Source organism: Leeuwenhoekiella sp. NPDC079379 (assembly GCF_044542075.1).
GTDB lineage: Bacteria > Bacteroidota > Bacteroidia > Flavobacteriales > Flavobacteriaceae > Leeuwenhoekiella.
The window spans coordinates 68,620-81,112 of the sequence record NZ_JBITTU010000002.1 but is presented as its reverse complement, the minus strand read 5'-3'; the positions used below and the strand labels follow the sequence as shown (position 1 = coordinate 81,112).

Below are 12,493 nucleotides of genomic sequence, written 5' to 3'. Positions count from 1 at the left end.
TTTATGAAAAAATACCTTATTTGTTTAAGCCTGTTTGCTTTGGCCGTCACTTCGTGTGACACTAATAAAACCAAAGCTGCAAAAACTAAAGAATCAACCCAATTTAAAGTTGATTATGAAACGTATACCTTAGATAATGGTCTTACAGTAATATTACACAAAGACCTATCTGATCCTGTGGTGGCGGTGGCTTTAACAGCTCATGTAGGTTCTGCCCGAGAAAAAGAAGGGCGTACAGGTTTTGCACATTTATTTGAACATCTACTGTTTCTTGAATCTGAAAACCTGGGAAAAGGCGGCCTTGATAAAATGAGTGCACGCGTAGGCGGTAGCGGCGCAAATGGATCTACAAATAGAGACCGTACAAACTATTTTCAGACGGTGCCTAGCGATGCTTTGGAGAAAATGATTTGGGCAGAAGCAGATAAGTTGGGATATTTTATAAACACGGTTACCGAGCCGGTTTTAGCCAAAGAAAAGCAAGTGGTTAAAAATGAAAAACGCCAGAGTTACGACAATCGCCCGTACGGACATCAGAGTTATGTGATTCATAAAAATTTATATCCAAAAGACCATCCGTACAACTGGCAGGTAATAGGTTCTCTTGAAGATTTACAGAATGCTACTTTAGCAGATGTAAAGGAGTTTTACAATCGCTGGTATGTTCCTAACAATGTAACCTTAACCATAGCCGGAGACTTTGATACGGCCGAAGCAAAAAAATGGATAACTAAGTATTTTGGAGAGATACCTAAAGGAAAAGAGATAACGCCTATTGAAAAGCGTATCCCTGTATTAACCGAAACTAAGAATCTCTATTACGAAGATAACTTTGCACGACTTCCGCAGCTTACTATGACGTGGCCTGCCGCAGCAGAATACACTAAAGATTCATATGCATTAGAGGTATTAGCTAATTATTTATCTAACGGAAAAAAAGCACCCCTAAACACGATTTTAGTTGATAGCATGCAAATTGCTTCTAACCCCTCTTTACGCTATTCTGGTTCTGAACTTGCAGGAGAAATCACATTGAGTGTACGGGCAAATGCAGACATTGATCTTGATTCTGTACAACTAGGAATTAAAAGAGCATTCTTAGAGTTTGAAAAAAATGGAATAGCTAAACTAGACTTAGAACGTATTAAAGCAACTCAGGAAACACGTTTTTATAACGGTTTAAATAGTGTTTTAGGAAAAGGATTTCAGCTTGCGCAATATCAAATTTTCGCTGGCAATCCCGGTTTTATTAATGATGATCTTAAACAAATTCAGTCTGTAACTGCAGAAGATGTAAAGGCTGTTTATGAAGCTTATATTAAAAACAAAAACTATATAACGACCAGCTTTGTTCCTAAAGGAGAAGTAACACTTGCTCTCACAAACAGTATACCTGCAGAGGTTGAAGAAGAACAGATTATAAATGGTGCAGAAGACACTTTTGATCCTTCACTTGTCGCAGAGTATAAACGTACATTTTCTTCTTTTGATCGTAGTATAGAGCCAGAATATGGTAATACACCCCAACTTAAAGTTCCTGATGTTTGGACAGATAACTTGCAGAACGGACTTGAAATTTATGGTATTGAAAATACAGAAGTACCTCTTGTAAATTTTTCATTTACTATAGACGGCGGTCAATTAACTGAGCCTGAAACTAAAAGTGGTGTTGCAAATCTGACGGTAGGATTACTTACAAAAGGAACACAATCTAAAACCACAGCAGAGTTAGAAGAAGCTCTTGATTTATTAGGTGCATCTATCTTTGTTAGAACGGGACAAGAAGCAACAACATTAAGCGGTATTACCCTAGCGCGTAACTTTGACAAAACAATGGCCCTGGTTTCTGAAATTTTAGTTCAACCCCGTTGGGATTCTACTGAATTTGAATTGGAGAAGAAGAAAATTCTCACCCGCCTTGAACAACAAAAAGGTGATCCCGGGAGTATTGCAGATCTGGTATTTACTAAGGCAATCTATGGTAAAGATCATATACTTGCTAAAAATATTTTAGGAACTACAGAATCTGTAAAAGCGCTTCAACTTAAAGATTTAAAAGATTATTACGCAACTCTTGTTCCTAATCTAAAACGCGTTGAAGTTGTAGGAAATCTGAGTAAGGCTAAAATCGTGGCTACTTTAGGTAAGGTTTTGCAAAACTGGAAACCTAAAGAAATTACCATCTCAAAACCGCAAATAAATCAGCATATAGAGAAACCCATTATCTATTTTCTTGATGTACCTAATGCAAAACAATCGCAGTTGCGTTTTGGGTATTTGGCATTAGCGGCTAGTGATCCCGATTATTTACCGGCTCAAATGATGAATTATCGTCTGGGTGGTGGTGGCTTTGCTAGTGAACTCACCCAAATGTTACGCGAAACTAAAGGATATACCTATGGGGTTCGTTCTCGTTTTGAAGGATCTGCCTTACCGGGTCCATTTATGATTTCTAGCGGTGTACGAAGTAATGTAACTGCAGAAAGTACGCAACTCGTTCGTAATATTATGAATGCTTATGCCGAAGATTTTAATGAGAATGACCTTGAGCTTACTAAAGGCTATTTTCTTAAAAGCGGTGCGCGTAACTTTGAAACCCCTTCAGCTAAATTGGGTTATTTAGATGAAATCGCTACGCTAAATTTTAAACCTGATTATATTTTAAAACAGCAGGAAACAATAAAAAACATAACACTACCCGAAATTAAAGCATTGGCCAATGAATATGCAGATCCTTCAAAACTGATTTATGTGATTGTAGGTGATGCAAAAACACAGCTTAAAAAAGTACAGGATATGGGACTTGAGGTACAGCTTGTAGATGAAAACCTGGAACTACAAATGCCTTTAAAAAAATAATTTTATTAAACATATACTTTTGAAAACTATTATTGTAGTTTTATAACTATAATAATAGTTTTTATTTGATGAAGGTTTTTTGGTTTTTAGTCCTACTTGTTTCAATTACTGGTTTTAGTCAATCGAGATTAAGTGGCTCTGTCTATAGCGCAAAAGACTCCACTGCTCTGGAAGCGGTTTCAATCTACTTTGACGGTACTACAATAGGCACTATTACAAACAAAGAAGGTCATTTCACTCTTACTATTGAAGCAGGCATAAAAAGTCCGTTAGTGATTAGTATGATAGGTTATGCACCTGTTTATGTATCTGATTATTTTAATACAAATGGAAGAATTCCTGCTATTTATTTAATTGAGAATACAGAACAACTTGATGCTGTTTATTTGGAAAATGATGACTGGTCTCGTAAACGAAAACTCAATGTATTTAGAAAGGAATTTTTAGGTAATTCTCCAGAAGCGCTTCAATGCAAAATACTTAATGAAGATGTTATACGATTGCATTACAGCAAATCGAATATGCAATTGACTGCCTGGTCTAATACCCCCTTAATTATCAGAAATAACTATTTAGGGTACACCGTGCAATACACATTAACCGATTTCTCTGTAGATTATGAGCAAAGTCTTACTTCCGGAATTCAATATGTAACTCTAGTATATTCCGAAGGATTTACTTTTTATAAGGAATTGAAAAACCGAACGAGAAGCAAATATTTAAAGAATAGAGCAGCCTCCTATTCAGGATCTACCTTACATTTTATGAGATCTTTATCGCAAGAACGATTAACCGAAAATAAATTTAAAATCTTCTACAAAAGCTATGAAGTCGCCCCATATTCTCGTTTTAAACTTAAAAAGGAAGAGGGTTTGATGTTTGTAGAACTTCTCGCAGAAAAGCTGACTATTTTATATGATGATGAAGAGCAATCTTTTATTCAAACTAACAGGCCTTTTGTAATTGATGCTTTTGGTAATCATTCACCTGCTACAGCTATAACTATGGGCGGAGTTATGTCTGAACGAAGATTAGCTTTTCTGCTTCCGCTAGATTATAAATTGTAAAAAATGATTGGGCCCTTTATCTTCTAACTATTTAAATACGGGCTCTGCGTACAAATCAAAATCTTCTGCTTCAGTAATCTTAACCCAGGCATACTCACCCGTTTTTAAATAATGTGCTGTCGCATCAATTAAAACCTCATTATCTACATCTGGCGAATCAAACTCAGTACGACCTACAAAATAATTTCCTTCTTTGCGATCGATCACAATACGGTACTCCTGCCCTATTTTCTGCTGATTAAGTTCCCAGCTAATTTGCGATTGCAATGCCATAATCTCATTAGCACGCTCCATCTTCACCTCCTCTGGCACATCATCTTCCAGATTATACGCGTGTGTATTTTCTTCGTGAGAATAGGTAAAACAACCTAAGCGCTCAAAACGCATTTCTTTAACCCAGTCGCGTAATAATTCAAAATCTTCTTGTGTTTCTCCAGGATAACCTACGATTAACGTTGTTCTAATGGTCATTTGTGGCACTTTCTCTCTAAAGGTTTTGAGAAGCGCGTTAGTCTTTTCATACGTTGTACCGCGGCGCATAGACTTCAATAATTTGGTCGAAATGTGCTGTAATGGTATATCTATATAATTACAAACTTTAGGTTCTTCATTCATAACGTCAAGCACATCTTCCGGGAAACCGGTAGGAAATGCGTAATGCAGACGTATCCATTCAATACCCTCAACCTTTACTAGCTCACGAAGCAATTTTGCTAAAGCGCGTTCCTTGTATAGATCAAGCCCGTAATAGGTTAAATCCTGAGCGATTAAGATTAGCTCTTTAATTCCTTTTGCAGCTAGCTTTTCAGCTTCTATAACCAGATTTTCTATAGGTGTACTTTTATGACCACCACGCATCAACGGGATTGCACAAAATGAGCACGGTCTGTCACAACCTTCAGCAATTTTTAAATAGGCATAATTTTTTGGAGTCGTAGTTAAACGTTCTCCTATTAATTCGTGCTTATAGTCTGCACCTAAAGCTTTTAGAAGACCCGGAAGTTCTGTGGTTCCAAAATATTGATCTACATTCGGGATTTCCTTTTGCAAGTCTGGTTTGTAGCGTTCAGATAAACATCCCGTCACAAAAACTTTGTCAACAATACCGTCTTCCTTTTTCTGTACATACTCTAAGATAGTATTTACAGACTCTTCTTTTGCATTTGCAATAAACCCACAGGTGTTGATAACCACAACATTGCCCTCCTCCTCGTGTACTACTTCCTTATTGTTAGCTCGCAGTTGTCCCATCAACACTTCACTATCATAAACGTTTTTAGAGCAGCCCAGGGTTACTACGTTTATTTTGTTCTTCTTTAGGGTTTTAGTACGCATAAGGTTATTTATTTCGGGGCGCAAAGATAAGATATTTTAAACCTTTTTAGTCTTAAATTGATCTAATCTTAAATTCTGTTGATTTATGAAATTTATAGTCGCTTTATTAGGACTTTTGTTGCTTTGGTCGTGTTCTTCAGACACAGATAACATTTATATGCCAGAAACTGAAGAAAACCTGTACTTTCCGCCCCTAACCGGCTCATCCTGGAAAACTTTAAATCCTGTTAATTTAGGTTGGAATACCACCGGAATCACCGAATTAGAAACTTTTCTTACGCAAACAAATACAGAAGCTTTTATAATTCTTGTAAATGGAAAAATTGCTTTTGAATCCTATTACAACGGAAGTGCAGCAACAGATTTATTCCCCTGGAATTCTGCCGGAAAAACACTGACTGCATTTACCGTAGGCATTGCCGAACAGCAAGGTCATCTCAATCTCCAAGATAAAACAACTGATTATCTAGGGCGCGGCTGGACTGCTATGCTACCAGAACAAGAAGACGCAATTACCTTAAGCAACCAACTTACAATGACATCTGGTGGTAATTTTACTACAGGCGACACCGGTTGTTATGAAGCAAATTGTCTCAATTATCGTTCTGCACCAGGTACCGAATGGTATTATTATAACGCCTATTACACCTTACTACAACCGGTTTTAGACGCAGCAACTCCCGCGGGGTTTGACTCCTTTTTTAAAACCGAATTAAAAGATAAAATAGGATTAGACGGTCGCTGGATTACTTTAGGCTACAACAATGTCTATTTTAGTACAGCACGAGGGATGGCGCGTTTCGGGTTACTTAATTTAAATAAAGGCACTTGGGATATCACTAATATTTTAAACACCGAATATTGGCGAAAAATGACCACGACCTCTCAAGAACTCAATCCCAGTTATGGCTATCTCTGGTGGCTTAACGGAAAATCGAGTTATAAACTTCCCGGTTCTACCCAGACCTTCACCGGTAAATTAATTCCCAATGCTCCCAATGATCTTATTGCAGGGCTGGGCGCCAATGATAAAAAACTCTACGTAATCCCCAGTAAAAATATGGTGATTGTAAGACAAGGGCCGGCAGCTGATGAGGAAGATCTGGGACCAACTTCTTATGATAATGAGTTGTGGGAAAAGTTGAAGGTAATATTTTAGCGAATTAAAATTTATGGATGAAAATAGTAAACCACTCCGGTATCTAAACGCATATTACCACTTATGCTGTTTTGAAAAATCTCAAAATTATTCATATCAAAAAATCCTTGCGCCTTAATTCCGTCTCCTAAAGCAATAAACTCTAGACGATTATCTACTGGATCATAAAAAATAGGACGACTAATTATCCTTAGAAAATAATTAAAATCTTTATCATAAGTATTTAGTATATCTCCTTCTGAATTGAGTAAATAAACATAAGGAATATGTCCTCTTTCAATTGAACTTAATATATAATAACCATTGGGTACTACTAAAAATTTAAATATTTTACCTGGATATGTCACTTCTTTTGAATTATCCTCCCAAGTATTAATATTTATTTTTTTGAGAATTTGATTATAACTTAGCTTTTCTTCAATGAAGACTAATTCAGATGTTTCATTTAAAAAAATATAGCTCGAATAATCCTTTAGATCATATAAAGCAAATGACTTACTTAGATTTTTGGTTTCTATAAGTTTATTGTTAGAATATTTCAAAAACTTAACATCATATTCATTATTCACAATAAAAAAGAAATTTGTAGCATCTAAAATTTCTAAGTAGAAGCTGGAACTTGGTAAATCTGTTATAACTAAATTCTCTTCAAAGTCAAATTCTAAATCTTCGCTATTGTAAATCTGATTCAAATCAACCATAAAAGAATATAATTTCCCGCCTTCTTTATCAGTTCTATAAAATAAAACTTTATCACTTTCTGGAAATTTATATGAAGTACTGAAATTATTTTTAATCCTAAATTCCTTAAAAACTTTCGATTTATTATCTCCAATAAAATATCCGCTCCCATCTCGCTGAATCATTACCTTGTAATATATATCCAAATCTGTTTTACCATCATCACTTCTGGAGCAGCTTACAACACTTAAAAAAATTATAAATACTATTAAACAAAATTTTAAATTTTTCAAATACATATTTTTCTTATTCCTCATAATCAATAGGAGTCTTTCTCATTTTAGAAATGGTCTCATAAGCATACGCCAGTTCCAGAAGTTTTGCTTCTGATAAGGTGGGTGCAATAAAAGTAAGTCCCATTGGCTGATGGGTCTCTTTATACCCCATAGGAACTGTAATAGCAGGATACTTCGCCACGGCAGCAAAACCAGCCATATAGTTATTTATAGATAGTACCGCATCGAGATTATTTGCGTTAATAGATTCGTCAAAAAACCGTCTTCCGTTGCGTTCTAAAGTATCTTTAATCGCCGTAAATTCTTCAGCAGAAGCAGAATCGGCAAGTACTCCGTAAAGTAGTCCTTGACCGTACGGCATACGAACTAGAGAATCTTCTTTGTTATACGCGGTAATATCGTTCAAATCTTTTACAGCAAGAGTTTTCGCTCCGTATTGAGAAATATAATCCGGTAAATCTTTTTGCATGTCGAGATTTAATACCCTTAAAAACTGTGGTAAATCAATATCCGGGCGTTGAAGTTCAATTAAAGTGGCACCAGCATCTTTTAAAACATTTACTGCCTGAACGTACAACGTATCTTCATAACTTTTATAATAACCTAAACGCTTTCCTTTTAAAAATTCAGAAGGATTGAGATTTTTTAATACCGAAACATAATCCGTTTTTGGAGCCTTTAAAGAAACTGCTTTAGCATCTTTAGCATCAATACCTGTCATCGCCTGAAGCAAAATTGCATTATCAATAACCGAGCGTGTCATCGGCCCGGGAGTGTCTAGCGTACTGGATATAGGAACGATTCCGCCACGAGAAAGCAAGCCAATCGTAGGTTTTAAACCTACAACCGAATTTGAACTGGAAGGTGAAAGTATAGAGCCACTGGTTTCTGAACCTACTGCAGCTACCGCAAAGTTTGCCGCCATAGAAACCCCACTCCCAGAGCTTGAACCACCGGTATCATGAATTTTCCGGCCGTAAGGGTTTAAGGTTTGGCCACCAATAGCCGAATACCCACTTGGGCAATCGTTACAAAAGAAATACGCCCATTCACTTAAGTTTGCCTTTCCTAAAATAAGCGCTCCGTTTGCTTTAAGTTGTTTGGTTATGAAGGCATCTTCAGCGTTGTTATTTTCAAAAACAACTGCTCCGGCTGTAGTGGGCATTCCCGATGCATTGATATTATCTTTCAACAAAATTGGCATTCCGTGAATAGAATACATATCTACCAAAAGCTTTTCCTGTAAATCAAGCGTTCTAGCCTCTGCAACCACATTAGGATTTAATGCGATAACCGAATTTAAAGATAGGTCATTATTACGATCGTATTTTTTGATTCGGCTTAAATAAAATAAAACCAAATCTTCATAACTCAATTTGCCATCTACTATAGCTCGCTGAATTTCAGGTATTGTTCTTTCAAAAGCTAACATTTTTACTCTGGCATAATCCGCATCAGTAAATTGAGCTAAGTCTTCGTTGAAAGGCTCCCAAAGTTTATCAAAATTCAAAACTCTAGAATCTAAAACCGCAAATTCGCGTTCTTTAACAGTTGTGTCAGTGACAGTCTCTACGGTTGTAACAGAAACAGTGGCAATTGTATTTTCTTTACACGAGATTATTGCGCAAAGTGCTATTAGAAGTAGTATTCTTTTCATATAAATTTTCAATTTTCAACTAAAATACAAAAAGGCATCTCACAAATGTGGATGCCTTTTAAATATTATAAGAGTACTTTAAATTTTAAACTCTAAAAAACGAATCTACAAATTCAATTTTATTAAAAACCTGTAAATCTTCAATACCTTCTCCTACACCAATATATTTTACCGGAATCTGAAATTGATCACTTATCCCGATAACAACTCCCCCTTTCGCTGTTCCGTCTAATTTAGTAACTGCAAGTGCAGTAACCTCTGTAGCTGCTGTAAACTGCTTAGCCTGTTCAAAAGCATTCTGACCGGTAGAACCATCTAAAACCAATAATACTTCATCTGGAGCATCATCAATCACTTTTTGCATAACCCGCTTAACTTTTGTTAATTCATTCATTAAATTAACTTTGTTGTGCAAACGACCGGCTGTATCTATAATAACAACATCAGCATCCATTTTCACAGCACTTTGCACGGTATCAAAAGCTACTGAAGCAGGATCACTACCCATTTGTTGCTTAACTATAGGTACATCTACACGATCTGCCCAAATTTGAAGTTGATCAATTGCAGCTGCTCTAAAGGTATCGCCGGCACCTAAGACCACCTTCAAGCCTTTTTTCTTAAACTGGTATGCAAGCTTCCCTATTGTCGTGGTTTTGCCTACGCCGTTAACGCCTACTACCATAATAACATAAGGTTTTTTTGCAGGAACTGAGAAGTCTGTAGCATCACCACTATTTGTCTCACTCATTAACCCAGCAATCTCTTCTCTTAAGATAGCGTTTAACTCCTCGGTGCCTAAATATTTATCTCTAGATACACGAGCTTCGATACGATTTATAATTTTAATCGTCGTAGCAACACCCACATCACTAGAAACCAGCACATCTTCAAGATTATCTAAAACGTCATCATCAACCTTATTTTTACCGGCAACAGCTTTACCTAGTTTGCTTAAAAAATTAGTATTGGTTTTCTCCAGACCTTTGTCTAAAGTTTCTTTTTTTTCTTTGGAAAATATTTTCTTTAAAAAACTCATCGTATTCAGGATGCATTTGTTAGCACTACAAAGGTATTCTCTTTAAGACTATTTATAAACCTCAAATATTAAAAATACAAAAAGCCGTCACGCAGAGCGTAACGGCTTTGAATATATCTTTTAAAGATATTATTTTTTATCTAAAAACTCACCAACAGATTCTGGAGCCATAACAGCTTCTACGAAAGTGTAAGCACCAGTCTTAGGAGATTTTACCATTTTAATGGCTTTGGTCAAACGTTTAGACCCTGTCTGTAATGTTGCTACTGATTTCTTTGCCATGTCTTATTTTATTTCTTTGTGAACAGTCATTTTATTCAAAATAGAATTGAATTTTTTTAATTCCATTCTATCTGGGGTATTCTTTTTGTTCTTAGTGGTAATATAACGAGATGTTCCTGGTTTACCAGAAGCTTTATGCTCTGTGCACTCTAAAATTACCTGTACTCTATTGCCTTTCTTTGCCATAATTGCTGGTCGTTATACTGTTATTACTTTTTAAGAAAGCCTTTAGCGCGTGCTTCTTTAAGCACTGCAGTAATCCCCTTCTTATTTATATTTTTAAGAGCGGCTGTAGAAATTTTTAATGTTACCCACTTATCCTCTTCTGGAATGTAAAAACGTTTTTTGATTAAATTGGCATCAAATTTACGCTTTGTCTTATTCATCGCGTGAGAAACATTATTCCCTACCATTGCTTTTTTGCCCGTAAGCTCACAAACTCTTGACATGATTCTAAAACTTTATATTGTGTTACTGAAAAACAGGGTGCAAATTTACACAACTTAAACAAGTTGAACAACTTTAAACACTAGTTTTTTAAAATTTCTTTTTGAAGAAGCTCAAAAGCTTTGTTCACACTCTTTGAAATCACACGCTCGCGATGATTACCCATATTAAATTCTACTGAAAAAACTTTAGCGGGAGTGGCTATTCCTATGAATACCGTACCTACTTCTGCTTCAGAATCTCCCTTTAAAGGTCCTGCATTACCAGTTGTTGAGATTGCATAATCAGATTTGTACCAGTTACGCACTGATACCGCCATGGCTTCTGCAACTTCAGCGCTTACTACCGAATGTTTATCTATAAGCTCCTGATCTATTTTTAAAAGCTCAACTTTAGAATGTGTAGCATAGGTAACCATACCTCCTTTAAAATATCCCGAAGCTCCGGGAATTGCGGTAATTGCAGCTGCAATTTGACCACCGGTGCAACTTTCTGCAACTGCCAGTGTTTTATTTTTTGTTTTAAATAAACTTGCTACTACCGCTTCAATAGATTCCCCATCGTCATAGCCAACGATAATATCTCCTATAAGCTCATTTAATAACGTAATCTGTTTATCTAGATTATGATTTAAAAGCACCTTATCTACTCCCTTTGTTGAAAGTCGTAACCGCACCTTACCTAAAGCCGGCAAATAAGCTAATTTAATGTCTGAAGGTAGGTTGTTCTCCCATTCCTCAATAGTATTTGCAATTTCACTCTCACCTACTCCATAGGTCTGCAATGTACGGTGCACAATAAAGGGTCTGCTAAATTCTTTTTGCAAACGCGGTATTATCTCCTCAGTCATTATAGACTTCATTTCAAAAGGCACTCCGGGCATTGATATAAATACCGTGTTTCCAGACTGCATCCACATTCCCGGGGCAGTACCGTAGGCGTTTTTTAATACCGAAGCCTTACTGGGAATCATAGCCTGACTACGATTTGCCGGTAATATAGGCCGGTTAACGTGATGCTTAAATAGGTTTTCAACATGCTCTAAAACCTCAGCATTTTCAACCAGTATATCTTCAAAATATTCACACAACGTGTGCTTCGTAATATCGTCTTTAGTAGGGCCAAGACCTCCCGTTAGGATAACCAGATCTGCAGTTTTTTCAGCAGCCGTAAGGCTGTCTAAAATATGTTGCTTATCATCAGAAATTGAAGATATTTGATACACTTCAACTCCTATTTTATCAAGCTCTTTTGCTATAAATGCGGAATTTGTATCTACAATTTGCCCTATAAGAATTTCATCTCCTATGGTAATAATATGTGCCCGCATTACATCTTCCAGTCTTTGCGCATTTCTACAATCGCATTATTTGTTAATTCTATAATAGTATCTAGTTGAGGCCGTATTACCGAAGTGGGTTTTCCGCTATCTGCCCAGCGCTCCATCGCAGAGATTTCACGTATAAGATCTATCCCAAACATTTCAAGATTAGGTTTCATCTTATGCGCAAATTGATAGGCCATTTTATGATTATCATTATCAATGGCCATTTTCATACTTTCTAAATCTGGCGGGATTTCAGAAAGAAAAGCCTCTACAACCGTTTTCATAAATTCTTTGTCACCACCAGACATATCTTCTAGCTGGTATAAGTCATAATGTGTAGGCAT

Annotated in this window: 12 protein-coding genes; 3 read left to right on the top strand and 9 right to left on the bottom strand. The window is 36.3% G+C overall.

All coding sequences use genetic code 11. The annotated features are described in order from the left end of the window. Positions 1–3: 3 nt before the first annotated feature. Both ACIGAM_RS03855 and ACIGAM_RS03850 read left to right on the top strand, forming a co-directional pair. A complete protein-coding gene (locus ACIGAM_RS03855) occupies positions 4–2,859 on the top strand; it encodes a M16 family metallopeptidase (RefSeq protein WP_396510150.1) in 2,856 nt (951 codons plus the stop codon). Positions 2,860–2,927: 68 nt separating this feature from the next. Next, entirely contained in the window at positions 2,928–3,926 is a 999-nt protein-coding gene (locus ACIGAM_RS03850; RefSeq protein WP_396510545.1) for a carboxypeptidase-like regulatory domain-containing protein, read from the top strand. Between the two features lie 27 nt (positions 3,927–3,953). Here the strand turns inward: ACIGAM_RS03850 and rimO are convergent, their stop codons facing one another. Further along, positions 3,954–5,261, bottom strand: coding sequence for a 30S ribosomal protein S12 methylthiotransferase RimO (gene rimO, locus ACIGAM_RS03845; protein WP_396510149.1), 1,308 nt, complete (start codon positions 5,259–5,261; stop codon positions 3,954–3,956). 85 nt (positions 5,262–5,346) lie between these two features. On the opposite strand from rimO, the gene ACIGAM_RS03840 reads away from it, so the two are divergent. Then, complete coding sequence (locus ACIGAM_RS03840) at positions 5,347–6,420, top strand: serine hydrolase domain-containing protein (RefSeq protein WP_396510148.1); 1,074 nt, start codon at positions 5,347–5,349, stop codon at positions 6,418–6,420. A gap of 11 nt (positions 6,421–6,431) precedes the next feature. Here ACIGAM_RS03840 and ACIGAM_RS03835 read toward each other — a convergent pair whose 3' ends face one another. The 8 genes from ACIGAM_RS03835 to ACIGAM_RS03800 form a co-directional block, all read right to left on the bottom strand. Further along, positions 6,432–7,394: a hypothetical protein gene (locus ACIGAM_RS03835; RefSeq protein ID WP_396510147.1), complete on the bottom strand. Its 963-nt coding sequence runs from the start codon at positions 7,392–7,394 to the stop codon at positions 6,432–6,434. A gap of 13 nt (positions 7,395–7,407) precedes the next feature. Beyond that, positions 7,408–9,054 (bottom strand): amidase family protein, encoded by a 1,647-nt coding sequence (locus ACIGAM_RS03830; protein ID WP_396510146.1) that lies wholly within the window; start codon positions 9,052–9,054, stop codon positions 7,408–7,410. 85 nt (positions 9,055–9,139) lie between these two features. Beyond that, positions 9,140–10,093: a signal recognition particle-docking protein FtsY gene (gene ftsY / locus ACIGAM_RS03825; protein ID WP_396510145.1), complete on the bottom strand. Its 954-nt coding sequence runs from the start codon at positions 10,091–10,093 to the stop codon at positions 9,140–9,142. Positions 10,094–10,222: 129 nt separating this feature from the next. Further along, complete coding sequence (locus ACIGAM_RS03820; protein WP_396510144.1) at positions 10,223–10,375, bottom strand: DUF4295 domain-containing protein; 153 nt, start codon at positions 10,373–10,375, stop codon at positions 10,223–10,225. Between the two features lie 3 nt (positions 10,376–10,378). Beyond that, positions 10,379–10,561 (bottom strand): 50S ribosomal protein L33, encoded by a 183-nt coding sequence (gene rpmG / locus ACIGAM_RS03815; RefSeq protein WP_128758670.1) that lies wholly within the window; start codon positions 10,559–10,561, stop codon positions 10,379–10,381. A 23-nt stretch (positions 10,562–10,584) separates the two neighbouring features. Then, a complete protein-coding gene (gene rpmB, locus ACIGAM_RS03810) occupies positions 10,585–10,824 on the bottom strand; it encodes a 50S ribosomal protein L28 (protein ID WP_028375872.1) in 240 nt (79 codons plus the stop codon). Between the two features lie 80 nt (positions 10,825–10,904). Continuing rightward, the gene (locus ACIGAM_RS03805) at positions 10,905–12,152 is read right to left on the bottom strand and encodes a competence/damage-inducible protein A (protein WP_396510143.1); all 1,248 of its coding nucleotides are present in this window, start codon (positions 12,150–12,152) and stop codon (positions 10,905–10,907) included. Continuing rightward, entirely contained in the window at positions 12,152–12,493 is a 342-nt protein-coding gene (locus ACIGAM_RS03800) for an Hpt domain-containing protein (protein WP_028375874.1), read from the bottom strand. Before ACIGAM_RS03800 ends, ACIGAM_RS03805 begins: the two co-directional genes overlap by 1 nt.

Excerpts from the sequence above, each read along its gene's own strand:
- ACIGAM_RS03805 (WP_396510143.1), bottom strand. The coding sequence starts at position 12,152 with ATGCGGGCACATATTATTACCATAGGAGATGAAATTCTTATAGGGCAA.
- ACIGAM_RS03800 (WP_028375874.1), bottom strand. The coding sequence starts at position 12,493 with ATGCCTACACATTATGACTTATACCAGCTAGAAGATATGTCTGGTGGT.
- ACIGAM_RS03840 (WP_396510148.1), top strand. The coding sequence starts at position 5,347 with ATGAAATTTATAGTCGCTTTATTAGGACTTTTGTTGCTTTGGTCGTGT.
- rpmG (WP_128758670.1), bottom strand. The coding sequence starts at position 10,561 with ATGGCAAAGAAAGGCAATAGAGTACAGGTAATTTTAGAGTGCACAGAG.
- ACIGAM_RS03850 (WP_396510545.1), top strand. The coding sequence starts at position 2,928 with ATGAAGGTTTTTTGGTTTTTAGTCCTACTTGTTTCAATTACTGGTTTT.
- ACIGAM_RS03820 (WP_396510144.1), bottom strand. The coding sequence starts at position 10,375 with ATGGCAAAGAAATCAGTAGCAACATTACAGACAGGGTCTAAACGTTTG.
- ACIGAM_RS03830 (WP_396510146.1), bottom strand. The coding sequence starts at position 9,054 with ATGAAAAGAATACTACTTCTAATAGCACTTTGCGCAATAATCTCGTGT.
- ftsY (WP_396510145.1), bottom strand. The coding sequence starts at position 10,093 with ATGAGTTTTTTAAAGAAAATATTTTCCAAAGAAAAAAAAGAAACTTTA.
- rimO (WP_396510149.1), bottom strand. The coding sequence starts at position 5,261 with ATGCGTACTAAAACCCTAAAGAAGAACAAAATAAACGTAGTAACCCTG.
- rpmB (WP_028375872.1), bottom strand. The coding sequence starts at position 10,824 with ATGTCAAGAGTTTGTGAGCTTACGGGCAAAAAAGCAATGGTAGGGAAT.
- ACIGAM_RS03855 (WP_396510150.1), top strand. The coding sequence starts at position 4 with ATGAAAAAATACCTTATTTGTTTAAGCCTGTTTGCTTTGGCCGTCACT.